The 18,988-nt window shown below is 72.3% G+C and carries 16 protein-coding genes and 4 pseudogenes; 4 read left to right on the forward strand and 16 right to left on the reverse strand.

Annotation, left to right across the window (positions count from 1 at the left end):
* Window positions 1–1,219, reverse strand: a pseudogene (gene hemW, locus ACZ8AI_RS04825) (radical SAM family heme chaperone HemW).
* On the opposite strand from hemW, the gene ACZ8AI_RS04830 reads away from it, so the two are divergent.
* Window positions 1,218–1,949: an HAD family hydrolase gene (locus ACZ8AI_RS04830; protein WP_464856938.1), complete on the forward strand. Its 732-nt coding sequence runs from the start codon at window positions 1,218–1,220 to the stop codon at window positions 1,947–1,949. The pseudogene hemW and the gene ACZ8AI_RS04830 sit on opposite strands and share 2 nt — an antisense overlap.
* Window positions 1,950–1,968: 19 nt before the next feature.
* Here ACZ8AI_RS04830 and ACZ8AI_RS04835 read toward each other — a convergent pair whose 3' ends face one another.
* Complete coding sequence (locus tag ACZ8AI_RS04835) at window positions 1,969–2,616, reverse strand: DUF1990 family protein (RefSeq protein ID WP_071293019.1); 648 nt, start codon at window positions 2,614–2,616, stop codon at window positions 1,969–1,971.
* A gap of 321 nt (window positions 2,617–2,937) precedes the next feature.
* On the opposite strand from ACZ8AI_RS04835, the gene ACZ8AI_RS04840 reads away from it, so the two are divergent.
* Window positions 2,938–3,252 (forward strand): hypothetical protein, encoded by a 315-nt coding sequence (locus ACZ8AI_RS04840; RefSeq protein ID WP_464856940.1) that lies wholly within the window; start codon window positions 2,938–2,940, stop codon window positions 3,250–3,252.
* 69 nt (window positions 3,253–3,321) lie between these two features.
* Here ACZ8AI_RS04840 and lepA read toward each other — a convergent pair whose 3' ends face one another.
* Both lepA and ACZ8AI_RS04850 read right to left on the reverse strand, forming a co-directional pair.
* Window positions 3,322–5,169 carry a translation elongation factor 4 gene (gene lepA / locus ACZ8AI_RS04845; RefSeq protein ID WP_464856942.1) on the reverse strand — a complete coding sequence of 616 codons (1,848 nt, stop codon included), beginning with the start codon at window positions 5,167–5,169 and terminating at the stop codon, window positions 3,322–3,324.
* Window positions 5,170–5,327: 158 nt separating this feature from the next.
* On the reverse strand, window positions 5,328–6,572 hold the full coding sequence (locus ACZ8AI_RS04850) for a pyridoxal phosphate-dependent aminotransferase (protein ID WP_464856944.1): 1,245 nt from the start codon (window positions 6,570–6,572) through the stop codon (window positions 5,328–5,330).
* Window positions 6,573–6,764: 192 nt separating this feature from the next.
* Between ACZ8AI_RS04850 and rpsT the strand changes: the two genes are divergently transcribed.
* Window positions 6,765–7,025 carry a 30S ribosomal protein S20 gene (gene rpsT / locus ACZ8AI_RS04855; RefSeq protein WP_071293023.1) on the forward strand — a complete coding sequence of 87 codons (261 nt, stop codon included), beginning with the start codon at window positions 6,765–6,767 and terminating at the stop codon, window positions 7,023–7,025.
* Between the two features lie 667 nt (window positions 7,026–7,692).
* On the opposite strand, the gene holA is transcribed toward rpsT, so the two are convergent.
* From holA to ACZ8AI_RS04870, 3 genes are all read right to left on the reverse strand, one after another.
* The gene (gene holA, locus ACZ8AI_RS04860) at window positions 7,693–8,712 is read right to left on the reverse strand and encodes a DNA polymerase III subunit delta (protein ID WP_464856948.1); all 1,020 of its coding nucleotides are present in this window, start codon (window positions 8,710–8,712) and stop codon (window positions 7,693–7,695) included.
* A 286-nt stretch (window positions 8,713–8,998) separates the two neighbouring features.
* On the reverse strand, window positions 8,999–9,703 hold the full coding sequence (locus ACZ8AI_RS04865; RefSeq protein ID WP_464856950.1) for an MBL fold metallo-hydrolase: 705 nt from the start codon (window positions 9,701–9,703) through the stop codon (window positions 8,999–9,001).
* Window positions 9,704–9,872: 169 nt separating this feature from the next.
* The gene (locus tag ACZ8AI_RS04870; protein WP_464857196.1) at window positions 9,873–10,832 is read right to left on the reverse strand and encodes a ComEC/Rec2 family competence protein; all 960 of its coding nucleotides are present in this window, start codon (window positions 10,830–10,832) and stop codon (window positions 9,873–9,875) included.
* Here ACZ8AI_RS04870 and ACZ8AI_RS04875 point away from each other — a divergent pair.
* The gene (locus ACZ8AI_RS04875; protein ID WP_464857216.1) at window positions 10,812–11,216 is read left to right on the forward strand and encodes a hypothetical protein; all 405 of its coding nucleotides are present in this window, start codon (window positions 10,812–10,814) and stop codon (window positions 11,214–11,216) included. The two genes, ACZ8AI_RS04870 and ACZ8AI_RS04875, sit on opposite strands and share 21 nt — an antisense overlap.
* Here ACZ8AI_RS04875 and ACZ8AI_RS04880 read toward each other — a convergent pair.
* From ACZ8AI_RS04880 to cydB, 9 genes and pseudogenes are all read right to left on the reverse strand, one after another.
* Window positions 11,161–11,298, reverse strand: coding sequence for a ComEA family DNA-binding protein (locus ACZ8AI_RS04880; RefSeq protein ID WP_464857198.1), 138 nt, complete (start codon window positions 11,296–11,298; stop codon window positions 11,161–11,163). The two genes, ACZ8AI_RS04875 and ACZ8AI_RS04880, sit on opposite strands and share 56 nt — an antisense overlap.
* A gap of 218 nt (window positions 11,299–11,516) precedes the next feature.
* Window positions 11,517–11,741, reverse strand: a pseudogene (locus ACZ8AI_RS04885) (SLBB domain-containing protein); the annotation flags it as partial.
* A 288-nt stretch (window positions 11,742–12,029) separates the two neighbouring features.
* Window positions 12,030–14,562: pseudogene (gene leuS, locus ACZ8AI_RS04890) on the reverse strand (leucine--tRNA ligase); the annotation flags it as partial.
* Between the two features lie 73 nt (window positions 14,563–14,635).
* Window positions 14,636–15,490, reverse strand: coding sequence for an ATP-binding cassette domain-containing protein (locus ACZ8AI_RS04895; RefSeq protein WP_464857200.1), 855 nt, complete (start codon window positions 15,488–15,490; stop codon window positions 14,636–14,638).
* The gene (locus ACZ8AI_RS04900; RefSeq protein WP_464856952.1) at window positions 15,420–15,791 is read right to left on the reverse strand and encodes a hypothetical protein; all 372 of its coding nucleotides are present in this window, start codon (window positions 15,789–15,791) and stop codon (window positions 15,420–15,422) included. Before ACZ8AI_RS04900 ends, ACZ8AI_RS04895 begins: the two co-directional genes overlap by 71 nt.
* A complete protein-coding gene (locus tag ACZ8AI_RS04905) occupies window positions 15,788–16,186 on the reverse strand; it encodes a hypothetical protein (protein WP_464856954.1) in 399 nt (132 codons plus the stop codon). The genes ACZ8AI_RS04900 and ACZ8AI_RS04905 overlap by 4 nt, the downstream gene beginning before the upstream one ends.
* Window positions 16,153–17,445 (reverse strand): ABC transporter transmembrane domain-containing protein, encoded by a 1,293-nt coding sequence (locus tag ACZ8AI_RS04910; protein ID WP_464856956.1) that lies wholly within the window; start codon window positions 17,443–17,445, stop codon window positions 16,153–16,155. The genes ACZ8AI_RS04905 and ACZ8AI_RS04910 overlap by 34 nt, the downstream gene beginning before the upstream one ends.
* 53 nt (window positions 17,446–17,498) lie before the next feature.
* Window positions 17,499–17,978, reverse strand: a complete 480-nt coding sequence (locus tag ACZ8AI_RS04915; protein WP_464856958.1) for a hypothetical protein — start codon at window positions 17,976–17,978, stop codon at window positions 17,499–17,501.
* Window positions 17,975–18,988: pseudogene (cydB, locus tag ACZ8AI_RS04920) on the reverse strand (cytochrome d ubiquinol oxidase subunit II). Before cydB ends, ACZ8AI_RS04915 begins: the two are co-directional and overlap by 4 nt.

Raw genomic sequence — 18,988 nt, forward strand, 5'->3', positions numbered from 1 at the left:
TCAGTCGAGCAGCTCGCGGACCACCGCGTCCGCGAGCAGGCGACCCTGCAGTGTCAGGTCGATGCGTCCCCGCACCGCGGCCGACCCGTCCACGAGACCACGTGCGATGAGGCCGGCGACGCGACCACGGGCCTCCCGGTCCAGCTCCGACGTCGCGAGCTCCCCGCGGACCCGCGCCGCGAGCAGCACGCGCTCGACGTACCGGGTCTCGTCGTCGAGGGTCTCGCGACCGGCGGCGGGCGACTCCCCCGACAGCACCCGGTTCGCGTACGCGGCCGGGTGCTTCACGTTCCACCAGCGGGGTGCCGGCGACCGCGGAGTGCGCGCCCGGGCCGACGCCCCACCAGTCGTGACCCTTCCAGTAGGACAGGTTGTGGCGGCTGGTGTGCTCCGCGCCCCGGGCCCAGTTCGAGACCTCGTACCAGGAGTACCCGGCGTCGCCGAGCACCTGGTCGGCGAGCTCGTACATGTCGGCGGCCAGGTCGTCGTCCGGCGCCGGGAGCTCGCCGCGGGCGACCATGCGGCCCATCGCGGTGCCGTCCTCGACGATGAGCGAGTACGCCGACACGTGGTCGGGCTCGCAGGCGATCGCGGCGTCGAGCGAGGTGCGCCAGTCGGCGAGGGACTCCCCGGCGTCGAGTAGATGAGGTCGAGCGAGACGTCGAGTCCCTGCTGCTTCGCGAGGTCGACGACGACGGGGACCCGGAGCGGGTCGTGCGTGCGGTCGAGCGTGGCGAGCACGTGCGGCACGGCCGACTGCATGCCGTAGCTGACCCGGTTGAACCCGCCGGCCCGCAGGGTCTCGAGGTGACGCGGCGTCCACCGAGTCGGGGTTCGCCTCGGTCGTGACCTCGGCACCGGGCAGGATGCCCCACGTGTCGTCGATCGCACGGAGGATCATCACCAGGTCGGACGCGGGCAGCATCGTCGGGGTGCCGCCACCGAAGAACACCGTGGACACCGGACGCCGCGGGACCCCCGAGCGGTCGAGGACCTGGGCGGCCCACTCGATCTCGCGCACCGCGTGCCCGGCGTAGTCGTCGCGACGGACGCCACGGAGCTCGGACGCGGTGTAGGTGTTGAAGTCGCAGTAGCCACAGCGCACCCGGCAGAACGGCACGTGCACGTACACGCCGAACGGGACGTCGCCGGCGCCGGAGGCCGGGGTGATCAGGCCGTCCGCGGGGGCGGGATCGGCGATCGGGAGAGCACTCGGCATGGACTCCATTGTCCGCCATGATGGAGGCATGGAGCACCACCCCGTCCCCACCACGGTGCTGTGGGACATCGACGGCACCCTCGTGATGAACGCCTCGTCGCCGGGCAACCTCTACCACCTCGCGCTCGAGCGGGCGGTGGGCCGCGACCTCGTCCTGCGCGTCGGACACCAGCACGGCCGGACCGACGCCGGCCTCATCGCGGAGCACGTCCGCGCGCACCAGTTCGACGACGCCCTCATCCCCACGGTCACCCGGCACCTGCGCGACCTCACCGAGGAACGCCACCGCTCCGGTGACCACCGCAGCCCCGCTCCGGGCACCATCGCCCTCGTCGCACGCTTCGCCGAGCTCGGCTGGCGGAACGGGCTGCTCACGGGCAACTCCGAGTACCGCGCCCGGGTCAAGCTCGAAGGCGCCGGCTTCGACCCCGACGCGTTCGACTGGGACCACTCGTTCTTCGGCGACGCCGAGGTCGAACGCACCGGGGTCACCGCCCGCGCGGCGTCGGCGTTGGCCGGGACCCGTGCCGTGATCGTCGGGGACACCCCGCGCGACGGTGAGGCCGCGAACGCCGTCGGCATCCCGTTCCTGGCGGTCGCCACCGGGGTCTACGACGTCGAGTCGCTCCGGGCCACGGGTGCCGTGACGATCGCGCGGAACTGCGTCGACGACGCGCAGCTCATCGAGGACGCCATCGCCGCCCTGCCGCCGCTGCGGCCCGTCTCGTGACCCCGCGGCTGACGCACGCCTAGTCGCCGCGGAGCGCGGCCAGGTACTTCTCCGCCATCACCTTCTGCTGGCGACGGAGCAGCGGGGCGACGAACTGCCACCGCCGGCTCGACGGCTGCGAGAACTGCCGGATCTGCAGCCACACCGAGCCGTCCGGCGTCCGCTCGACCACGAACGACTCCTCGCCCGAGAGCGGATGCCCCTCGAGCGTGCCGTACGCGAAGCCCTTGCGGTCGTTCTCGTCGATGATCGACACGACCCGCACCGGCGCGTGCACCGTCCGGCCGAACGCGTGCATCGTCAGCGTCGCGCTCGTCCCCGCCGTCACGAGGGGCGTGCCGTCCGGTGCGAACTTCTCGACGCGAGGTGTCCCGATCGAGGCGGGTGCGATCGGCACGCCGGCCTCGTCGAAGGTCACCGGGTTGTAGCGGACCTCGTCGTCGTCCGGCTGCTCCTCGACCTGTACACCCATGCCGCTGCGCTGCTGGATCTGCCACGTCAGGGCCTGCGTCACCGCGGTCTCGAACCGCTGGTCGCCGTGACCGATGCGGGCCCGGGACTCGGAGGGGGTGAACCCCTCCGGCGGGTACGTCATGAGGTCCGGCGCCTGGGTCGCGCCCACGGCTCCGTACGTCAGGGCGGTCCGGTAGCTCCCGCGGGTACTCATGCACGCAATCGTACCGGGGCGGTTCACCCGAGGACGAACCGGCGCGGGCCGCCGGGGGGCCACCTGCGCAGTGCGCCGTCCGGTTTCCGCACGAGCCCCGAACTGGAGGCCCGACACCCGCCCGCCACGCCCCTATCGTTGGGCCGTGCCCCGCTCCACCCCTGCCCGCCCCCGGTCCGTCGACCGCATGACGGCTGCGTTCGCCGTGCTGACGCTCGCGGCGTTCGGGCTCGCCACGAGCGCACGCGCCGCGGTCGAGTGGGCGACGGCCGGCCTCGGGGCCCCGGCACGTACGTGTCAGCGCCGCCGAGCGACTGGGACGTGTTCGACACCGCGAACGCCATCGCCGCGTTCGGTGCGTGCAGCGCGGAGCGGGCGTGCTGCTGTTCGGAGCGACCCTGGTGCTGGCGGTGCGGCGGCTACTGCGCACGAACGCTTCCGACGGTGCTCGGGATCGGCACGCTGGCGATGGTGATCGGCGCCGTGGTGGCGGGGTTCGCCGCGGCGGCGCAGCCGGACTACGACGCGGCCGCCGGACTGGTCATCCTGCGGACCGCACTGGCGGGACTGGCCGCGGCGAGCCTCCCGGCCCTCGCACTGGCCGCCTACCGGGCCCGCGCCGCGCGCACGTCCTGACGGGCGCGTCCTGACGGGCACGACGCCGCAACGCGAAAGCCCTGACGGGCCGGACGCGTCAGGCGCGACCTACTTCTTCTTCTCTTCCACGTCGCCGGAGAGCGCGGCGATGAAGGCTTCCTGCGGCACCTCGACGCGACCCACCATCTTCATGCGCTTCTTGCCCTCCTTCTGCTTCTCGAGCAGCTTGCGCTTGCGGGTGATGTCACCGCCGTAGCACTTCGCGAGGACGTCCTTGCGCATCGCCCGGATGCTCTCGCGGGCGATGATGCGGGCGCCGATGGCTGCCTGGATCGGCACCTCGAACTGCTGGCGCGGGATGAGCTTGCGGAGCCGCTCGGTCATGAGCGTGCCGTACGCGTAGGCCTTGTCGCGGTGCACGATCGCGCTGAACGCGTCGACCTGCTCGCCCTGCAGCAGGATGTCGACCTTCACGAGGTCGGCCGCCTGGTCGCCGGTGGGCTCGTAGTCGAGCGACGCGTAGCCCTGCGTCTTGCTCTTCAGCTGGTCGAAGAAGTCGAACACGATCTCGCCGAGGAGCATCTCGTAGCGGATCTCGACGCGGTCCTCGCCGAGGTACTCCATGCCGAGCAGCGACCCGCGCCGCGACTGGCAGAGCTCCATGATCGCGCCGACGTAGTCCTTCGGCGCGAGGATCGCCGCGCGCACCATCGGCTCGCGCACCTCGACGATGCGGCCGCCGGGGAACTCGGACGGGTTCGTGACCTCGGTCGTGGTGTTGTCCTCGTTGGTGACCTCGTAGATCACGCTCGGGGCGGTGGTGATGAGGTCGAGGCCGAACTCGCGGCTGAGACGCTCGGTGATGATCTCGAGGTGTAGCAGGCCGAGGAAGCCGCAGCGGAACCCGAAGCCGAGCGCGACCGAGGTCTCGGGTTCGTACACGAGCGCGGCGTCGGACAGCTTGAGCTTGTCGAGCGCTTCGCGGAGGTCCGGGTAGTCCGAGCCGTCGATCGGGTACAGGCCCGAGAAGACCATCGGCTTCGGGTCGGTGTAGCCGGGCAGCGCTTCGGTCGCGGGCTTCTGTGCCGTCGTGACCGTGTCGCCGACCTTCGACTGACGGACGTCCTTCACGCCGGTGATGAGGTAGCCGACCTCGCCGACCGACAGGCCCTTCGTGGGCTTCGGCTCCGGCGAGGACACCCCGATCTCGAGGATCTCGTGCGTCGACTTGGTCGACATCATCTGGACCTTCTCGCGCGGGTGGATCGTGCCGTCGATCATGCGCACGTAGGTCACCACGCCGCGGTAGCTGTCGTAGACCGAGTCGAAGATCATCGCGCGGGGCGACGCGTCGACGTCGCCGACCGGGTTCGGCACGGTGCGGACGACACGGTCGAGGAGCTCCGGCACGCCGACACCGGTCTTGCCCGAGACGCGCAGGACGTCCTCCGGCTTGCCACCGATCAGCTGCGCGAGCTCGGCCGCGTACTTGTCCGGATCAGCCGCCGGCAGGTCGATCTTGTTGAGCACCGGGATGATCTCGAGGTCGTTCTCGAGCGCCAGGTACAGGTTCGCGAGCGTCTGGGCCTCGATGCCCTGCGCGGCGTCGACGAGCAGGATCGCGCCCTCGCACGCGGCCAGGCTGCGCGAGACCTCGTACGAGAAGTCGACGTGACCGGGCGTGTCGATCATGTTGAGCGCGAAGGTCTTGCCGTCGAGCTCCCACGGCATCCGGACCGCCTGCGACTTGATCGTGATGCCGCGCTCGCGCTCGATGTCCATGCGGTCGAGGTACTGCGCACGCATCGCGCGGTCCTCGACGATGCCGGTGATCTGCAGCATGCGGTCGGCCAGCGTCGACTTGCCGTGGTCGATGTGCGCGATGATGCAGAAGTTGCGGATCGACTCGGCCGGAGTCGCGGCGGGCTCGAGCGGGGTGGCTGCTTGTGGGCTCACGGTTCCTCAGGTGGGTCGGACGGTCGGACGATTCTCCCACGGTTGCGCGGCGGCGGCGCGCAGGCCGCGCGCGACCTGTGGATCGCACCCGCCGGTCTGGAGCCTGTGGAGGACGCAACTGGAGGCGCGGTGCCGGCCCGCCCCGCGCCTCCAGTCCGTCAGACGGTCGCGCCGACGGGCGCGGGCAACGCGCCCAGGCCCCGCCGGAGGTCCGCGGGGGTCGCCGCGAGGCTCACGCGGATCCAGCCCTCGCCGGTGCGGCCGAAGGCGCTGCCGGGCGCGACCGCCACCCGCTCGCGCTGCAGGAAGGCGAGCGCCCACTCGGCGACGTCGCCCTGCGACGCGTGCGACACGTCGATCCACAGGTAGAAGGCACCACGGGGGTCGAGGTAGCGGATGCCGGCCGCGTCGAGGACCTCCTTCGCGACGCCGAGGTTCGCGCGGTAGTGCTCCCGCGCGTCCTGCACCGCGGAGTGGTCCCCCACGATCGCCGCGAGGGCGGCCCACTGGTCCGGCTCGGCGACGCAGCTGATCATCGCCTCCTGCGTGGTGCGCATCGTCGCGCCGAGGCCCTTCGGCGTCACCAGGTAGCCGACCCGCACCCCGGTCATCGCGTACGTCTTGCTCAGCGAGAACGCGGTGAACACCCGGTCGTCCTCGTCGAGGCTCGCCAGGCTGACGTGCCGGGTGCCGTGGGTGAGGTACTCGTAGACCTCGTCGCTGATCACCCAGAGGTCGTGGCGCTTCGCGAGGGCGAGCAGGTCACGGAGGGTCTGCTCGCCGAACACCGAGCCGAGCGGGTTCGACGGGGAGTTCACCACGAGGGCCCGGGTCCGCTCGGTGATGCTCGCCTCGAGTGCCTGGAGGTCCGGCTCGAACCCGTGCTGCGGTTCCAGCCGGTACGGCACCGGGGTGGCGCCGAGGATGTGGGCGTTCATCGTGAAGGTCGTGTAGCCGGGGTCCGGCACGAGGACCTCGTCGCCCGGGGACAGCACGAGGGTCATCGCCTGGAACAGGGCCTGCGTCGCGCCGATGGTCAGCCAGACCTGTTCGACGTCGACCTCCATGCGGTTCTCGCGGCGGAGCTTCTCGCGGATCGCTTCCCGCAGCGGGGCGATGCCGCCGTTCGGGGTGTAGTCGGTGCGGTCCTCGGACCAGGCGCGGCGTGCGGCCTCGCCGATGTGCGGGGCGACGGGGACGTCGGGTTCGCCGATGACGAGCATGGCGACGTCGGGGGTGCCGTCGGGGGTGCCGGGGGTGCCGGGGATGCCGTCTGGGGTGCCGGGGGTGCCGTCGGGCCTTCCGTCCTTCGCGGCCGTTTCGCGGAGCAGTGCCGCTTGCTCGAAGACCCGTCGGATGCCGGAGGCGGGCACGGTCTCGATCCGCGGTGCGAGGGATGGCATGCTCGTCACGGTAGCGAACGCGTGTTGCGGTGCCGTTTCGGCGCGGCGGTGCTTTGGCTGACGGGCCTCGGGCTGGTAACGTGGCTTGCTGGACTTCCGCGTTCCCCGCCCACGGGTGGAACGCGATGCGACCAAGGGCCCCCTCTACCCAGCGGTCGCGACCACCCGTAGAGACGACAAGGAGCAACACCCATGGCGAACATCAAGTCGCAGATGAAGCGGATCAAGACCAACCTCAAGGCCCAGGAGCGCAACAAGGCGTACCGGTCCGAGCTCAAGACGGTCATCCGTCACACGAACGAGGCCGTCGTCTCCGGCGACAAGGACAAGGCCGTCGCAGCCCTGACCCTCGCCTCGAAGAAGCTCGACAAGGCCGTGAGCAAGGGCGTCATCCACAAGAACCAGGCCGCGAACCGCAAGTCGGCCATCGCGAAGAAGGTCTCGGCGCTCTGATCTCCTGAGTGCTGCACGAAGGCCCCCCACCGTTTCGGTGTGGGGCCTTCGTCGTTGTGGGGGCGGGCTCGGTGCGCGTGCGTCTTCGGTGGTCGCGGCGCCGAGATCGCACTTTGTGCCGCTCTCGGAAGGCGCCGGCGGCACGAAGTGTGACCTCAGCGGACGTGAGCGGCGCGTCGTGCGACCTCCGGGACCGGGGCCGGCGTCTGGCTCACTCACGCTCACGCCCCGAGGCCCGGGCGCCGAGATCGCGTTATGTGCCGCTGTCGGACGGCGCCGGCGGCACGAAGTGCGACCTCAGCGGACGTGAGCGGCGCGTCTAGCGACCTCGGGACCGGGGCCGGCGTCTGGCTCACTTACGCTCACGCCCCCAGGCCCGGGCGCCGACATCGCGTTATGTGCCGCTCTCGGAAGGTGCCGGCGGCACGAAGTGCGACCTCGGCGGAGGTGAGCGGCGCGTCGTGCGACCTCGGGACCGGGGCCGGCGTCTGGCTCACTCACGCTCACGCCCCGAGGCCCGGGCGCCGAGATCGCGTTATGTGCCGCTGTCGGACGGCGCCGGCGGCACGAAGTGCGACCTCAGCGGACGTGAGCGGCGCGTCGTGCGACTCCGACCCCGACCTCGACCTCGGGCGGCGCCGGGCGCGACGGGGACGGAAGCGCCGGGTCAGCGGGGCTCGCCGCGGCGGGCGATCGTGCGCACCATGACCTCGAGCGCGTAGTGGGCGTCGCGCGAACCACCCTTCACCGCGGTGTCCGCCTCGGCGATGCTCGTGATCGCGTTCGCCAGCCCGGCCTCGGTCCACGAGGCCACGTCGCGCTGCGCCCGCTGCACCTGCCACGGCGCCATGCCGAGGGCCGACGCAGCCTGCCCGCTCGGCCCGCGGAAGGCACTGACCTTCGCCATCGTGCGGATCTTGCTCGCGAACGCGGCGACGATCGGCACCGGGGCCTCGCCCGTCGACAGGGCGTGTCGCAGCTCGACGATCGCCGGGGCCGAGCGGCCGGCGAGGGCGATGTCGGCGACCTTGAACGCGTTCGTCTCGACACGGCCGCCGTAGTACTTGTCGACGACCTTGTCGGTGATCTCCTGCGCCTCGTCGGCGAGGAGCTGTCGGCACGCCGCGGCGAGTTCCGCCAGGTCGTCGGCGAACGCCGAGACGAGGGTGCGCACCGCCGACGGCGCGATCTTCCGTCGAGCGGCCCGGAACTCCGCCTGGACGAAGTCGATCCGGTCGGTCTCGCGCTTGAGCTCGTCGCACTGCACCTCGATCCCACCGCCGACGCCGCTCCGGATCGTGTCGAGCAGCTTCTTGCCACGCACGCCACCACCGTGCCGGAGCACGAGTGTGACGTCGTCCGCCGGAGCACCGAGGTATGAGATGGTCTCGGTGATGAACGCGTCGGTGCACTTCTCGACGTTGGTGACCCGGACCAGTCGGGGTTCGCCGAAGAGGGACGGACTGGCGAGGGTGGCGAGGAGGCCGGGCGCGTACTGGTCGGCTTCGAGGTCGTGCACCTCGAGCGCCGGGTCCTCGCCCACGAGCAGGTCGCGGAGGACACTGCTGGCACGCTCGGCCAGGAAGGTCTCGGGCCCGGTGACGAGCACCACGGGCGCCGGTCGGATCCCCGACCACGGCACCTGGTCGATCTTCGCCGCGGCGCGGACGGGCTTCTTGGCGGCCATGCCTCGATCCTACGGGCGACCGCCGACCCCGACCGCTCCGTCCACACCCGCAGGCCGTCCGGAGCGTCCGGAGCGTCCGGACCATCGGAGCCGGCACGACCGACGACGACCGTGCCGTGCAGGTCGGTCCGGTACGCCACCGTCCCCGCGCTCTGGAGCATCGACAGCGCCGACCGGGTCGGGTGCCCGTACGTGTTGTCCGCACCGACGCCGATCAGCCCGACCGCCGCCGCGGCCTGCCGGTACAGCAGCGGGTCCTGGTCAGCGGAGCCGTGGTGCGCGACCTTCACCACGTCGACCGGATTGATGCCGGTGGCACGGAGCCGTCGCTGCGCGGTCTCCCCCAGGTCGCCGAGGAACAGCCCGGACACGCACGTCGGGCAGTCCGGACCGGGTTCGGTGCGCAGCACGAGGCTCGCGTCGTTGCCGGCGTCCCGGGCCCCCGCGCGCGGCCACAGCACGCGCCACCGGAGCGCGCCGAGGGTGCCGGCCGACGTGTCGTCGGCCCGCCGCACGTCCGCACCGGCCCGCTGCAGGATCGGACCACCCGCTCGTCGGCTGGACGTCCGACCGGTCCGACGAGCGCGGTCCGGACCCGGTGCGCCACGGAGTCGACCGCGCCGACGTGGTCGCGGTCGAAGTGGGTCAGCACCAGCAGGTCGATCCGGTCGATGCCGAGCAGGTCGAGGCACGCCTCCAGACGGTCCGGGTCGTCCCCGGTGTCGACGAGTGCGACCGCATCCGTACCCGCACCGTCAGCGCCGGTCCGGTCGACTCCCCCGCGGAGGAGCACGGCGTCGCCCTGGCCCACGTCGCACGCCGCCGTCGACCAGCTCGACGGCAGACCCGAGCGCACGACGATGCGGGGAACGGCGACGACCGCCATCCCGATGACCGTGACCGCGCCGGCGAGCAGGAGGAGCCGGAAGCGCACCGGGCGCGGCACGAGGACGGCGACCGCGACACTCGCGCTGACCGCGCCTGCGGCCATCACCCCCGCGACGCCGCCCGGCCACGGCGCCGATGCATGCGGCAGCCGCCGCCGCAGCGTGGGCGATCCCCCCGATGGCGCTCGCGGGGACCCAGGCGACCGCGGCCAGGACCGTCCCGCCCCACGGCCACACCGCCGCGACCAGGCAACGACCCGAGCCCCACCACGGTCACGATCGGCGCGAGGGGTTCGGTGAGCGAGGTTCGCCGGCACCGCGGTAGGTGGGGAGCGCCGCGGACAGCGGGATCGTCACCGGCCAGCACGCGAGTTGCGCGGCGATCGGCACGGCCAGTGCCGCGGCCGCCGGGGTCCGGAGTCGACGAGCGAGGAGTTCGGTGAGCGGTGGTCCGAGCACCACGATCCCACTCGTCGCGAGCACGGACAGGACGAACGCGAAGGACCGGGCGTACCAGGGGTCGACGACGAGCATCCCGACGACGGCGAGGGCGATGAGCGGGACCCCGCGGACGGGACGACCGGTCAGGTGCACCACGAGCACGAGGATCGCCATGACCGTCGCCCGCACGATCGACGGGTCGGGCCGGACGAGCACGACGAACGCCAGCAGGAGCACCACGGCGACGGCCGCGCGAGCGGACCGGGGCAATCTCAGCGCTCGGCCGAGCACGACGACGAGCCCGACGACCACCGCGCAGTTCGCCCCGGACACGGCGGTGAGGTGTGTCAGCGCCGAGGTCTCCATCGCCGACTCGGTCGCGGGGTCGAGCCCGCTCCGGTCCCCGATCGCGAGGCCGCGCAGGAGCGAGGCGCCCGGCTCGGGCAGTGGCTCGGTGACGGCGACGAACGCCTGACGCGCTCGGTCGGTGGCGGCGAGGATCCCGGTCGGCGTACGCGTCGAGGCGGTGCCGCGCAGGAACACCACGGCAGCCGTCGTCGCTCCGGGCGCATCGGGCTCGACCGAGGCCGACGACCGGAGCAGGGTGCCGGCTGCCAGGTGCACCGGCCCCCTGTCGTCGTCGCGGGCCGGGACCACCCGCACCGGCACCCGCAGTCCGGCGAGGTCGTCGACCCGTTCGAGCGTACCGACCACGGATCGGTCGCCGGGCGCGAGGTCACGGGACAGGACGACCTCGACGGCGACGGTCCCGTGTCCGCGGTCGTCGAGCACCGCGGACTCCGCCGCGCCTCGCCGACCAACACCGCCACGGCGAGCAACGAGCACAGCGACGCCGTCGTCACGGCAAGGCCGGCCAGGCCAGCCAGGCCAGCCGGGCCAGCCGGGCCGGCCGGGCCGGCGAGAGCACCCAGCCGCCGCCGAGCCGGAACAGCCGCGACCCCGAACACGACGCAGACGCCGATGCCGACGCCGACGACCAGTACCCAGCCCGCCGCTGCCGGCACCCCCACCATCACCGCCGCACCGATCCACGCCACCGCCACCGGCACCGCGATCCGGAGGTCGGCCACCCGGGGCGCGAGGTCCACCGCCACGGCCGTCAGACCCGGACGCGGTCTTGGAGGTCGGCGAACCGACCGTCCCCGATCCCGCTGACGTCGAGCAGGTCCTCCACCGCCGAGAACCGCCCGTGCTCGTCCCGCCACGCGAGGATCCGCTGGGCCAGGGACGGCCCGATGCCCGCGGCAGGGTCTCGAGCGCCGCCTGATCGGCGGTGTTGAGGTCGACGACCTCGACCTCGACGCCGGGACTCTCAACCCCTCCGGGCACAGCGGCGCCACCCGCTCCCGGCGCCTCGTCGAGCGCAGGAGGGATGTCCGTCTCCCCCACCTTCGGCACGTAGAGCCGCTCCCCGTCCGCCACCACCCGTGCGAGGTTCAGTCGCGCCAGGTCCGCGTCGGCCGTCGCGCCCCCGGCACGGTCCATGGCGGCCGACACCCGGCTGCCCGGACCGAGCGTCACGACGCCCGGACGGACCACCGCCCCGACGACGTGCACCACCACGGCACCCGCCGACGACGACGCAACCCCGGCCGAAGACGACGAAAACGAAGACCCAGGCCCAGACGCCGAAGACTGACGCTGGCGAGGACCCTGCCGACGCCCCCACCGACGGCGCACCGGTCACGGTCACGGCGCCGGGCCCATCCGCACTACCAGGGCCGGACACCCCCCCGACCGTGACCCGACCAGCACCACCACCACGGCGATCACGACGATCACCGCCGCCAGCACCACAGCGGACCGGGGCGACAACGCGAGCGCAGCGAGACGCGGTGGAGGGGAAGACATGCCGGAACGCTAGGGAGCCCCGCCGATCGGCGAGGCTCCCCAGGGCGTTTCAGTGGATGACGGGTGGACATCCCCCACTGGGGAGGAACACCCGGAGCACCTACCCCTTGATCGCGATGTCACGAGCTTCGGCGCCCGCACGATCACCTTCACGATCTCGCGGTCCTCGATGTACCGCTGCACGTTCGCCGACGCCCGCGCCATGGCCTCGAGCTCGGCGGGGTCGATCGACTTCGACACCCTCGAACGAGTCACGGACCTTCCCGTTCACCTGCACGACCGCGGTCAGGGTGTCCTGCACGAGCAGCGTCGGGTCGGCCTTCCGCCAGCCGTAGGTGGCGACGGTGGCCTCGTAGCCCAACTTCTCCCACATCTCCTCGCCGGTGTACGGCGCGAAGACGCTCAGGCCGAGCGCGATGGTCTCGACGGCCTCGCGCACGGCGGGGTCACCGGCACCGGGGCCGCTGTCGATCGCCTTGCGGGTGACGTTCACCAGGTCCATCAGACGGGCGATCACGACGTTGAACTTGAACGACTCCATCATCCCGGGCGCATCGGCCAGGAAGCGGTGCGTGACCTGGCGGAGCGCACGGTCGCCCTCGGCCCAGACGACGTCCGGCGCCGAGGTGACGTCGAGCGCCAGGCGGTACGCACGGGCGAGGAACCGGGCCGAGGCGGACGGCGAGACGTCCTCCCAGTTGATGTCGTCCTCCGGCGGGCCGGCGAAGCCCATCACCAGGCGGATCGCGTCGACGCCGTTCGCGTCGAGCTCGTCGCCGAGGGAGACGCCGCCCTTCGACTTCGACATCTTCGACCCGCCGGACAGCACCATGCCCTGGTTGAGCAGCGCCGAGAACGGCTCGGTGAAGTCGAGGTAGCCGAGGTCGAACAGGACCTTCGTGACGAAGCGGGCGTAGAGCAGGTGCAGGATCGCGTGCTCGATGCCGCCGATGTACTGGTCGACCGGCGCCCACTTGCGGGCGATGGCCGGGTCGAACGCCTGCGTGTCGTCGTTGGCGGCGAGGAACCGCAGGAAGTACCACGACGAGTCGACGAAGGTGTCCATCGTGTCGGTGTCGCGGAGCGCCGGCGAGCCGTCGACCGGGTTCGGGACGTTCACCCACTCGGTCGCGCCGCCGAGCGGCGAGGTGCCCTTCGGCTTGAGGTCGAGGCCCTCGGTGTCCGGCAGCACGATGGGCAGCTGGTCCTCCGGCACCGGGTACTCGGTGCCGTCCGCGCCGTGGATGATCGGGATCGGGGTGCCCCAGAAGCGCTGGCGCGAGATGAGCCAGTCGCGCAGGCGGTAGGTCTTCGGCGGCGCGGCCGGTGCCGCGCTCCTCGAGCAGACGGATCGCCGCGCTGATGGCGTGCTGCTTCGACATGCCGTCGAGCGGTCCGGAGTTGATCATCCGGCCCTGCCCGGTCAGCGCCTCCCCGGTCGACACGGGATCGAGCGACGGCAGGTCATCAGGCGACATCGACGGGTCGATCACCGGGATCGCCCCGGTCACCGTCGCGTTGGTGTCCACCACGACGCGAACCGGCAGGTCGAACGCCCGCGCGAAGTCGAGGTCGCGCTGGTCGTGCGCCGGCACGGCCATGACGGCACCGTGGCCGTAGTCGGCGAGGACGTAGTCGGCGGCCCAGATCGGCAGGCGTTCCCCGGTCAGCGGGTGGATCGCGAAGCGGCCGAGCGGCACACCGGTCTTCGGCCGGTCGGCGTTCTGCCGGTCGATCTCCGAGGTCTTCTGGGTGGCGACCAGGTACGAATCGAACGCAGCACGGACGTCGTCCGGAGCCGACGACACGAGCTCAGCCGCCAGGTCGGAGTCCGGAGCGACGACCAGGAACGTCGCCCCGTGGATCGTGTCCGGACGCGTGGTGAAGACGGTGACGGGCTCGTCGCGGCCCTCGATGACGAAGTCGACGTCGGCACCGACCGAGCGGCCGATCCAGTTGCGCTGCTGCGCGATGACCTTCGCCGGCCAGCGGCCCTCGAGCTGGTTCAGGTCGTCGAGCAGCCGGTCGGCGTACTCGGTGATCTTGAAGTACCACTGCGTGAGCTTCTTCTTGACGACGACGGCGCCGGAGCGGTCCGAGGTGCCGTCGGGCAGGACCTGCTCGTTGGCGAGCACGGTCTGGTCCACCGGGTCCCAGTTGACCCAGCTGTCCTTGCGGTACGCCAGCCCCTTCTCGTACATCTTGAGGAACAGCCACTGGTTCCACTTGTAGTACTCGGGGTCCGAGGTGTGGATCTCGGTGGTCCAGTCGAACGACGGCGCGTAGCGCTTGAAGGACGCCTTCTGCTGCTCGATGTTCGCGTAGGTCCAGTCCTTCGGGTCCACCCCGCGCTTGATCGCCGCGTTCTCGGCGGGCAGCCCGAACGAGTCCCAGCCGATCGGGTGCAGCACGTTGAAGCCCTGCTGCCGCCAGTACCGCGCCACGAAGTCGCCGAGCGCCCAGTTCTCGGCGTGCCCCATGTGCAGGTCGCCGGAGGGGTACGGGAACATCTCGAGGATGTACTTGCGCGGACGGGTGTCGTCGAGGTCCGTGGTGAAGAGACCGAGCTCCTCCAGCGGGGCTGCCACTTCTCCTGGAGACGACGGAAGTCGTAGGCGTTCGGGTCGTCGACAGTCTGCTCGCTGGTCACGGTCAACAAGATTACAAGGCCTGGAGGCGCGGGTCGCCGCACCCGGTGCGCCCTCGACCGCGGCCGGTCGCGTTCACGACCCCACCAAGCGCCCGTCGCGCATCCGCAGGGTGCGGTCGACGAGGTCGGCCGCGACCGGCACGTGCGACACGATCACGACCGTGCGGCCCTCGGCGCGGGCTGCGCCGACGAGGTCGCGCAGGACCGCGTCGCCGAGGTCGGGGTCGATGTCGGCGGTCGGCTCGTCGAGCACGAGCACCGGGAAGGCGTGCAGCAGCGCGCGCGCGAGGGCGAGCCGGTGCGCCTGACCGCCCGAGACGAGCTGGCCGCGCCCCCACGCCAGCGTCGAGGCCGCCCCCGAGCGGTGACCCACGAGCCGAGCCCGACACGATCGAGCACGGCGAGCAGGTCGTCGTCGGTGGCGGTCTCCCGCGCGAAGAGCAGGTTCTGCCGCACGGACTGGTCGAACACGAACGGGTCCTGCTCGATGAGTCCGACGCGGGCCCGGACGGCGTCGGGGTGCATGTCCCTCGCCTCGACCCCGTCGAGCGTGTACGCAACCCCGGTGGTCGACGAACCGGACGAGCGCGTCGACGAGGGTGGACTTGCCGGCGCCGCTCGGCCCTCGAGCACGACCACCTCGCCGGGACGGAGGTCGAGCGACACCCCGTCGACCGCGGCGACGTCGGCTCCGGGCCAGCGCACCGTCAGGTCGCGGAGGGACACGGCGACCGGCCCGTCGACCACGAGCGACGCGGGGTCGGCCTCGGCGTCCGGCTCGGGCACGATGCCGGCGGGCACCTCGGCCGGGACGACCCGTTCGACCCGATCGGCCGCTGCCCGCACCCGGCGGAGCGTCAGGACGGCGAGCGGGACCCCGCCGACGACCTCGAACAGGGCCAGCGGCACGAAGACCGCGAGGGCCCAGAGCGGACCGTCGAGCGCACCGGACACCACCGCGGGTGCCCCCGACGGCGAGGATGCCGACGACCGCACCGCCGCCGACCAGGCCGACGAGGGCGCGCGACGAGCGACTCCACGGTGCCCCGCCGTCGGACGGCCGTGGTCACCCGGGCGTCGAGCCGCGCGATGTGCGCCAGCCGCTCGTCGAGGGTGCCGTAGGCCGTGAAGACGTCGAGCGTGCGGACGGTGTCGAGCACGAGGTCGGCCACCCGCCCGCGCTCGGCCGCGGTCTGCTCGTCGGAACGCCGGGCGATCGCGAGCGTCACGACCGAGCCGAGAGCACGGCCGCCACCGCGAGGGCCACCAGCAGCACGAGCGCTGCCGGGACCGACACCAGCGCGACGGCCACGAGCGACAGGACGGCGACGATCCCGGCGGACACGAGCGGCCCCACGACCCGGATCGGCAGGTCCTGCAGGCGGTCGGTGTCCGTCACGAGCCGGGTGAGCAGGTCACCGCGGCCGGTGGAGCCGAGTCCGGCCGGTGCGACGGACGACAGCCGGCGGTACATCTCCGTGCGGACCACCGCGAGCTGCCGGAACGACGCGTCGTGCCCGGCCAGACGGTCGACGTACCGCAGTGCCGCACGCCCGAGGGCGAACGCGCGGACCCCGACCATCACGAGCGTCAGGTACAGGATCGGCGGGGTGCTCCGCCGCACGCGTGATGAGGTAGCCGCTCGCGGCGAGGAGCGCGACCGCGCAGACCGCACTGAGCGCACCGGCGGCGACCGCCTTCGCCCAACCCGACCCGTGGGGCATGGCGAGCCGCAGGACGGAGCCGCGCTGGGCCTCCCGGCTCATGCTCGCGCTCCGTCCACCTGGGTGACGACGACCGTGCCGCCCGGGCGCACGTCGACGCGGACGTCGGCCGCGGCGAGCGACCGCCGGTCGGTGGCTGGCGACGACGACCACGGCGCCGTCGTCGGCGAGTCGGCGGACCGTCGCGACGACGTGGGCCTCGGCCTCGGCGTCGAGGGCCGAGGTCGGCTCGTCGAGCAGGACGAGCGGGGTCGCCGCGCGGTGCGCGCGGTACAGCGCGCGGGCGACGCCGACGCGTTGCGCCTGGCCGCCGGAGAGTCCGCTCCCGCCGGATCCGACCGGGAGGCGCGGGTCGAGGTCCCAGCCCCGCCGCACCCAGGGCGGCCCGCACGTCGGAGTCGTCGGGGGTCGCGCTGAGCGCGACGTTCTCGGCGATCGTCCCGCGCACGAGTCGGGGACGCTGGTCGGCCCAGGTGGTGCGTTCCGCCGGGGTCGAGCCAGCCGTCCCGGGGACGGTCACGGTGCCGTCGTGGGGCAGCACGCCGCGGATCGCCGCGATCAGACTGGACTTGCCGGAGCCGCTGGGACCGGCGAGCACGACGACGGTCCCCGGGGCCGCGCGGAGGTGCACCGGACCGATCACGACGTCCGGTCGGTGGACGGTCAGGCCGTCGAGCACGAGCTCCGCGGCGGCCGGTGCGCCGACGGGCGGCGCGGGCGGGGCCGCGGTGTCGTCGAGCACGTCGAGCACGGCGGTGGAGGCCTCGACGCCGTCCTGCGCGGCGTGGAAGTCGGCGCCGACCTGCCGGATCGGCGCGAAGGCCTCGGGTGCGAGGACGAGCACGAACATCGCGGCGCCGAGGCCGAGCGAACCGTCGACGAGCCGGACCCCGATCGAGACGGCGACGAGCGCCACCGACAGGCTCGCCGCGAGTTCGAGGGCGAAGCCGCTCACGAACGACAGCCGGAGCACCCCGAGCGTGCCGCGGCGGTACTCGTCGGTGACGGTGCCGATCCGGGTGACCTGGCGACGGGCGCGCCCGAACACCTTGAGCGTCGCGAGTCCCTCGACGGCCTCGGTGAAGGCGGTGCCGAGCCGAGCGAGCGCATCCGCCTGTCCCCGTTGCAGCGCCTGGGTCGCGAGCCCGATGAGGATCATCGAAGACCGGGATCACCGGGAGCGCGCAGAGCACGATGACCGCGCTGGTCAGGTCACCGAACCCGATGGCGACCAGCAGCACGGGCGTGGCGATCGCCGTGAGCGCCAGCTGCGGCAGGTACCGGCCGAAGTAGGCGTCGAGCGCGTCGAGCCCGGGACCGAGCGTGGTGGCGAACCCGGCGCTCGAGCGTCCGGCGAACCAGGACGGCCCGCGCTCGGCCGCCCAGGCCAGGACGGTCGCGCGGAGCTCGCTCTTCACCCGGGCGGCCGCACGCGCTGCGGAGGTCGTCGGTGGCCCGCGCCGCGACGGCACGGAGCACGAACGCCCCGCCGAGCAGCCCGAGGGTCGGTGCGATCGCGGCCGGCACGCTGCTCTGCCGGACGGCGTCGACCCCGAGCGTGACGGCCGCGGCGATCCCCGACGCGATCCCGATGGTGGCGAGGGTGCGGAGGAGGCCGGTGCCGGCGGCCGCGACGATGAAGCCGCGCGCCGTGCGGGACAGGCGCAGGAGTCGCGGGTCGAGCGGCTTCATCGTCCGTGCCTAGTGCGCGGCCTGCAGACCTGGGACCGCGAGACGCGCTTGCGGAACACCCAGTAGGTCCAGGCCTGGTAGGCGAACACGAGGGCACGAAGATCAGTGCCACCCAGCTCATCACCGTCAGCGTGTACGACCCGCTCGACGCGTTGTACACGGTCAGGCTGTTGGCCGGGTTGACCGAGTCCGGCATCACGTTCGGGAAGATGGCGGTGAACATCGCCAGGACGATCGCGGCGATGCTCACGGCCATGAGCGTGAACGCGCGGCCGTCCTTGCCCCAGACGTTGCGGAGCACCGCGAGCACGAGCGCCAGCGCGGCCACGACCGACAGGACGAGCGACGCCGGGGTCGCCCGGACGAACGCCATGGACACCAGGAACACCGCTCCCACGACGATCGTGAGGATGCCGGCCCGGGTCGCCAGGCGCTTCGCACGCTCGCGGATCTCGCCCTCGGTCTTCAGCGCGACGAACACGACGCCGTGCGTGAAGAACACGAGCAGGGTGGCGGCGCCGGCGAGCAGGGCGAACGGGTTGAGCAGGTCGAACAGCGTGCCGGTGTAGTTGTGGCCGGCGTCCATCGGGATCCCGCGGACGACGTTGCCGAGCGACGCCCCAGAGGAACGACGGGACCGCGCTGCCGACGATGATCATGAGGTCGAGCGGCGCTTCCATCGAGGTGCTTGTTCTGGTGCCGGTACTCGAACGACACACCGCGGGCGATGAGGGCGGCGAGGATGAGCAGCAGCGCCAGGTAGAACCCGGAGAATATCGTGGCGTACCACTCCGGGAACGCCGCGAAGAGGCGGGCACCGGCGACGATGACCCACGTCTCGTTGAGGTCCCAGACCGGGCCGATCGTGTTGATCAGGACGCGACGGTCGGTGTCGTCCTTGCCGAGGAACGGCAGCGACATGCCGACGCCGAAGTCGAAGCCGTCGAGGACGAAGTAGCCGACGAAGTGAAGACGCCGACGATCGCGAACCAGAGAACCGGGAGATCCAT

Source organism: Curtobacterium sp. AC273 (genome assembly GCF_979253735.1).